We start from the raw sequence: 6,638 nt of genomic DNA, 5'->3' as shown, positions 1-6,638 counted from the left end.
TTCCTTTTTAGGCTAGCAAAGGTATATGCATGAAGGGAATTGACAAAAATTAATCCCCCAAGTTTTCAGACTGAGCCTTTTTAATTCCCTCAATGAACTTTTTATGCCCCATCTTAGGTTGTGAATAACTAAATACTGCCTTGTTGATAGAAAAGGGGACTATTTGGTTAATTGTTTTATTATAAATCAATTAACCTGTTAATAACTTTGTTGATATCCTTGTTGATAACTGAAATTAGGTTGTGAATAAAGTCAGTAAAGAAGAGTCGTCATAAAAAAGAAGAACCGCATTTCTGCGATTCTTCTTATCTTTAGTTGCGGAGATCCGACTCGAACGAATGACCTTTGGGTTATGAGCCCAACGAGCTACCAACTGCTCCACTCCGCGATGTTTAACGGGTGCAAAGGTACGGCTTTTTTTGAAACAAACAAATAATTAGCCGAATATTTTTCGAATAAATCATCACTTTTTTCTTATTTGGTTGAGAATGAATGAAATAATGATGAAACTTTTTCTTAGCACCTATTAATATACAAATGTTAATATTCTCTCTATTTTCTTGTATGGTCTAAAGAAAAGAATTACTTTTGCTCAAAATATTCAGCAATGTGCAATTTGTAACCTATGACCGTATCCAAGACAAAAGCCAAATTAGTAGATGTAGCCCGTCAGCTTTTTGCGAAGATGGGAGTAGAAAACACAACTATGAATGATATCGCTCTTGCTTCTAAAAAAGGTAGACGAACGCTCTATACTTATTTTAAAAGTAAGGATGAAATTTATTTGGCTGTTGTGGAATCGGAATTGGATATTCTGTCGGATATGATGAAGCGGGTGGCCGAGAAAAATATCTCACCGGACGAGAAATTGTTGGAGATGATATATACCCGGTTGGACGCGGTAAAAGAAGTGGTCTATCGAAACGGAACATTGCGTGCTTATTTCTTCCGTGATATATGGCGGGTGGAAAAAGTTCGCAAGAAGTTTGATGCAAAGGAAGTCCAGCTCTTTAAAGCTGTTCTTCTAGAAGGACAGGCAAAAGGAGTTTTCCATATTGACGATGTGGAGATGACTGCCGACTTGATACATTATTGTGTGAAAGGAATTGAAGTTCCTTACATTCGTGGCCATATAGGTGCACATCTGGATGAAGATACGAGAAATAGATATGTGTCCAACATTGTGTTTGGCGCACTGCATAGAACAGAAATTTAATTAAATAACTTTTAGTATGGGATTATTAGACGGAAAAACAGCCATTGTGACCGGTGCTGCTCGCGGTATTGGTAAGGCTATCGCTCTTAAGTTTGCTGCCGAAGGTGCAAACATCGCATTTACTGACCTTGTCATTGACGAAAATGCAGAAAATACAGCAAAGGAACTTGAAGCAATGGGCGTGAAAGCCAAAGGTTATGCTTCTAACGCTGCTAACTTTGAAGATACTGCAAAGGTCGTTGAAGAAATCCACAAGGACTTCGGACGGATCGATATATTGGTAAACAATGCCGGTATCACTCGTGACGGTTTGATGATGCGCATGAGCGAACAGCAATGGGATATGGTAATCAACGTGAACCTGAAGTCTGCATTTAACTTCATCCATGCTTGTACACCTATCATGATGCGTCAAAAAGCTGGTAGCATTATCAATATGGCCTCTGTTGTAGGTGTTCACGGAAATGCAGGACAGGCTAACTATGCTGCTTCCAAAGCAGGTATGATTGCATTGGCTAAGTCTATCGCACAAGAGTTGGGCTCTCGCGGCATCCGTGCCAACGCTATCGCTCCGGGATTCATCCTGACAGACATGACAGCTGCTCTTTCTGACGAAGTAAGAGCTGAATGGGCAAAGAAAATTCCTTTGCGTCGTGGTGGTACTCCTGAAGATGTGGCAAACATCGCTACCTTCCTGGCTTCTGATATGTCTTCTTATGTATCAGGTCAGGTGATTCAGGTAGATGGTGGTATGAATATGTAATCGAACAGAATGACTGTTGTATACGAAGACAACCATATCATTGTAGTCAACAAGACCGCTTCCGAGATTGTCCAGGCAGACAAGACGGGGGATACGCCGCTTTCGGAGACTGTGAAACAGTATCTGAAAGAGAAGTATCAGAAACCCGGAAATGTTTTCCTCGGTGTGACACACCGGCTGGACCGCCCCGTAAGCGGTCTTGTTATTTTTGCCAAAACGAGTAAGGCATTAACAAGGCTCAACGAAATGTTTCGCACTAGTGAGGTGAAAAAGACTTATTGGGCGGTTGTGAAAAATGCTCCGCAAGAACCGGAAGGTGAACTGGTACATTTTCTTGTACGTAATGAAAAGCAGAACAAAAGTTATGCATACGACAAAGAAGTGCCGAACAGCAAGAAAGCGATCTTGCATTACCGGTTGATCGGTCATTCGGAGAATTACTATTTGCTCGAAGTCGATTTAAAAACCGGACGTCATCATCAGATTCGTTGTCAGCTGGCAAAAATGGGATGCCCTATCAAGGGAGATTTGAAATATGGCTCTCCACGCTCCAATCCGGATGGGAGCATTTGTCTGCATGCCCGGAGAGTACGGTTCATACATCCTGTCTCAAAAGAACTGATAGAGCTTGAAGCTCCTCTTCCCGAAGGGAATTTATGGAAAGGATTCGCCATAGATTAACACGGATTTCCACAGATTCATTTATTATGTTATTTAGTAGACGGTACGCAGTTTTTCTGTGGAAAACCGTGTAAATCTGTGGTTGGAACTTGCCAAAAGAGTAAACCTGCCTGCCATTTTTCTTGTAAACTCTAGCGACAGTTAGTTAATTCCTAAATAGGTAGTATATTTGCATCATTCGCTAACTATAATTTTCAATCATACCAAAGAAAAATACGAATGAAGGCATTTAAACTACTTGCACTTACTTCTTGTGTCTTGCTTGCAGCGGGAAATGGAGTAGCGCAACAGAACTATTCAAAAAGTGAAGGATTATTGCAGTACGTCGATCCGTATATCGGATCCGGTTATCATGGACACGTCTTTGTTGGGACGAGTGTTCCGTATGGAATGGTACAGCTGGGTCCTACCAATATCCATAAAGGTTGGGACTGGTGCTCGGGTTATCATTATTCCGATAGTATTTTAATTGGCTTTTCACATACCCATTTGAGCGGTACGGGCTGTACTGACTTATGTGATATTCTCATCATGCCATTGAATGAGATCCGTACTCCCAGAGGCAATCAGGATGATATACGTGATGGGTATGCTTCCAGATATTCTCATGCGAATGAAATCGCCCGTCCCGAATATTACTCTTTGCTTCTCGACCGTTACAATATCAAAGCCGAGTTGACAGCTACAGATCGTGTAGGCTTCCATCGTTATACTTATCCTGAAGGAAAACCGGCTTCCATATTAATCGACTTACGTGAAGGAAACGGATCGAATGCTTACGACAGCTATATCCGTAAGGTAGATGATTATACAGTAGAGGGTTATCGTTATGTGAGAGGCTGGAGTCCTTCCCGCAAAGTTTATTTTGTGTTGAAAAGTGATAAGAAGATAGAGCAGTTTACTGCCTATGATGATAATACCCCGCAACCTTGGGACCAACTGAAAGTGGCATCGGTGAAGAGTGTCCTCACTTTTGGTAACGTGAAGGAAGTGAAGATAAAAGTCGCCCTTTCTTCTGTCAGCTGTGACAACGCAGCGATGAACCTGCAATCCGAACTTACTCACTGGGATTTTGATAAGGTGGTGGATATGAGTGCCGACCGATGGAATAAGCAACTGGAGAAGATGACAGTAGAGACTGATGATGAGGCTTCCAAACGTGTATTCTATACCGCCCATTATCATACTATGATTGCCCCTACGCTTTTTTGCGATGTGAATGGAGAGTATAGAGGGATGAATGACATGATTTACACAGACCCGAAGAAAGCCAACTATACGACTCTTTCTTTATGGGATACCTACCGTGCATTAAATCCTTTGATGACTATTACTCAACCTGAAATGGTTGACCATGTAGTCAATTCGATGATTTCCATCTATCGTCAGCAGGACAAACTCCCTATCTGGCCTTTGATGAGTGGAGAGACCGATCAGATGCCGGGGTATAGCTCCGTGCCGGTGATTGCCGATGCATATCTGAAAGGATTTACCGGGTTCGATGCGGAAGAAGCATTGCAAGCAATGATAGCTACAGCTACTTATGAAAAGCAGAAAGGAGTACCTTATGTAGTCAAAAAAGGCTATATCCCTGCCGACAAAGTTCATGAAGCTACTTCCATAGCCATGGAGTATGCAGTGGACGACTGGGGAATTGCCGCTATGGCACGTAAGATGGGAAAGACAGAAGATGCTGAAACATTCTCAAAACGTGCTCATTATTACAAGAACTATTTTGATTCTTCTATCCATTTCATTCGTCCGAAACTGGAAGACGGCTCTTGGCGTACTCCTTACGATCCGGCACGTTCCATCCATACTGTTGGAGATTTCTGTGAAGGAAACGGATGGCAATATACTTTCTTTGCTCCACAAGACCCCTATGGGCTGATTGCCTTGTTTGAAGGTGACAAACCTTTTACAACGAAGCTTGATGGTTTCTTTACCAATACCGACAGTATGGGGGAAGAAGCATCGAGCGACATAACCGGATTGATCGGACAATATGCACATGGAAATGAACCGAGCCATCATGTTGCTTATCTTTACGCGTATGCCGGTGAACAATGGAAAACGGCGGAAAAGGTTCGTTTTATCATGAGCGATTTTTACACAGACCAGCCGGACGGTATCATCGGTAATGAGGATTGTGGCCAAATGTCTGCCTGGTATCTTCTTTCATCTATGGGACTCTATCAGGTGAACCCGTCGGATGGTGTATTTGTTTTCGGTAGCCCTTGTTTTAAGAAAGTAGAAGTGAAGGTACGTGGTGGTAACACTTTTACTGTAGAAGCACCCAATAACAGCAAAGAAAATATCTATATCCAGAAAGTGTATTTGAATGGCAAGCCTTATGATAAGAGTTATATCACTTATCAGGATATAATAAATGGCAGCACATTGAAGTTTGTAATGGGGAAAAAGCCTAATAAGAATTTTGGTAAGGCTCCGGCAAACAGACCGGTTGTTTTGAATAAGATAAATGGATAAAGATGGCTTACTTATAAAAGACAGCTAATTGTTGAAAGGAGGAAGAAGCCTCCGACAATGAAAGAATAAAGCTGGTTCTCAATATTCAATTCAGTTTTCAATAGGTATTATAAGGCTTTCCGATTGTAGCATTTAATTCTGCTTCGGAAAGCTTTATTTTATACTAGAAACGGCTGAAAAGCAAATCCTTAACAAGAACTTACTGTTTTCAGCCGTTTTGGGGAATATAGTTTTAAGAAATAAGTTAGTCCTGATTACATCTTTCCTTTAAAAAAGAATGTAATCAAGACTATTTTTATAACTATGGAAGCGGATCAGCTTTTGCCGGTCGTTTCGGATCATAAACGGCTACTCCTACTTTGGAGTCAGCACAACCATAATACAAATACCATTTGTTTTTGAAGTAGACCATTCCTTCTATAAATACGGTTCCATCCACATATTGCCCACTCTTTTCAAAGCTATCCATCGGACGGAAGAACGGTTCATCGAGACGGGTGATAAAGCGGGTAGGATTATTGGCGTCGAAGAGTGCTTGTCCGGCAGCATAGACATTGGCGGTATAGCGTTTGTCACCTCTTCCTGAATGGTTCTTACCATTATAAAGAAGGACGATTCCTTTCGGAGTGTAGATAGCCGGAGGTCCACATTCGGTGAGATGGCTGTCAAAGTAGCCGTCACGGGGAGAAAACAACTTCTTTAGGGAACCGTCAATGTTGACAATCGGTGTCCAGTGGATTAAGTCATCGGAAGTAGCTGCGAATACATGCTCTTCTCCCCAGTACATAAAGTATTTCCCGTTGATTTTCTTGATAATCTGCTTCCCTTTAACAACCTCGGTCAGGATAGAGCCGGACTTACAACCTAGGTTGAAGAACTTTCCATCAAATGCTTTGGCAAAAGCAGGACCGTGTTTTGTCCAGTCTTTTAGGTTGCGGGAGGTCGCTACTGCCAGGCGAGGCACATGGCGATTCCATTGGGTGTACATCATTACATATAATCCGTCATCGGTTACGGCAATTCGTGGGTCTTCGCAGCCGCCGGGCCATTCCAACTCTTTTTGTGAATCATTATCCGGATAGAATACAGGAGTCTTTTCCCGTTGGAAATGTGTGCCGTCGGTAGAAGTGGCATAACCGAGGCGGGAAGTCCGGTGTCCGATACCGACACCTGATTTATCCTCTGCACGGTATAACACGACAATCTCACCATTGTAGAGTGTAGCAGCCGGATTGAATGTATCGTTCGATTCCCACGCAATAGAATCTTTGGTCAATGGACAGTAAAACTTGGTGTTTTCTATAGGAGATATTACCGGATTGACATTCTTTGGACGTTCGAAACCACCGAAAGCCCAATCGGGTAATTTGTTCTCTTTATGATTGGAGGACTGTCCGTAGGCAGTACAAGTCATCATGGTTGTAGCAAGTAGGAATAAAAAAGTTGATTTCATGTTGTTCATATTATATGGGTCATTTATTTTTTAGG

5 protein-coding genes and 1 tRNA gene are annotated in these 6,638 nt (G+C 42.0%); 4 read left to right on the top strand and 2 right to left on the bottom strand.

Features of this window, described 5'->3' with window-relative positions; all coding sequences use genetic code 11:
• Window positions 1-315 precede the first annotated feature (315 nt).
• A tRNA-Met gene (locus tag KFO40_RS11980) sits at window positions 316-388 on the bottom strand.
• A gap of 237 nt (window positions 389-625) precedes the next feature.
• On the opposite strand from KFO40_RS11980, the gene KFO40_RS11975 reads away from it, so the two are divergent.
• From KFO40_RS11975 to KFO40_RS11960, 4 genes are all read left to right on the top strand, one after another.
• Window positions 626-1,216 carry a TetR/AcrR family transcriptional regulator gene (locus tag KFO40_RS11975; RefSeq protein ID WP_004299903.1) on the top strand — a complete coding sequence of 197 codons (591 nt, stop codon included), beginning with the start codon at window positions 626-628 and terminating at the stop codon, window positions 1,214-1,216.
• A gap of 16 nt (window positions 1,217-1,232) precedes the next feature.
• Window positions 1,233-1,979, top strand: coding sequence for a 3-oxoacyl-[acyl-carrier-protein] reductase (fabG, locus tag KFO40_RS11970; RefSeq protein ID WP_004299904.1), 747 nt, complete (start codon window positions 1,233-1,235; stop codon window positions 1,977-1,979).
• 9 nt (window positions 1,980-1,988) lie between these two features.
• Window positions 1,989-2,660 (top strand): RluA family pseudouridine synthase, encoded by a 672-nt coding sequence (locus KFO40_RS11965; protein ID WP_004299905.1) that lies wholly within the window; start codon window positions 1,989-1,991, stop codon window positions 2,658-2,660.
• Window positions 2,661-2,879: 219 nt separating this feature from the next.
• On the top strand, window positions 2,880-5,150 hold the full coding sequence (locus tag KFO40_RS11960; RefSeq protein ID WP_211146395.1) for a GH92 family glycosyl hydrolase: 2,271 nt from the start codon (window positions 2,880-2,882) through the stop codon (window positions 5,148-5,150).
• Window positions 5,151-5,451: 301 nt separating this feature from the next.
• Here KFO40_RS11960 and KFO40_RS11955 read toward each other — a convergent pair whose 3' ends face one another.
• Window positions 5,452-6,612: a glycoside hydrolase family 130 protein gene (locus tag KFO40_RS11955; protein ID WP_049701786.1), complete on the bottom strand. Its 1,161-nt coding sequence runs from the start codon at window positions 6,610-6,612 to the stop codon at window positions 5,452-5,454.
• Window positions 6,613-6,638 lie beyond the last annotated feature (26 nt).

Source organism: Bacteroides sp. 1001302B_160321_D4 (assembly GCF_015667765.1).
Taxonomy (GTDB): Bacteria; Bacteroidota; Bacteroidia; order Bacteroidales; family Bacteroidaceae; genus Bacteroides; species Bacteroides xylanisolvens.
The sequence above is the reverse complement of the archived record's forward strand: the minus strand, read 5'-3'. Positions and strand labels throughout refer to the sequence as shown.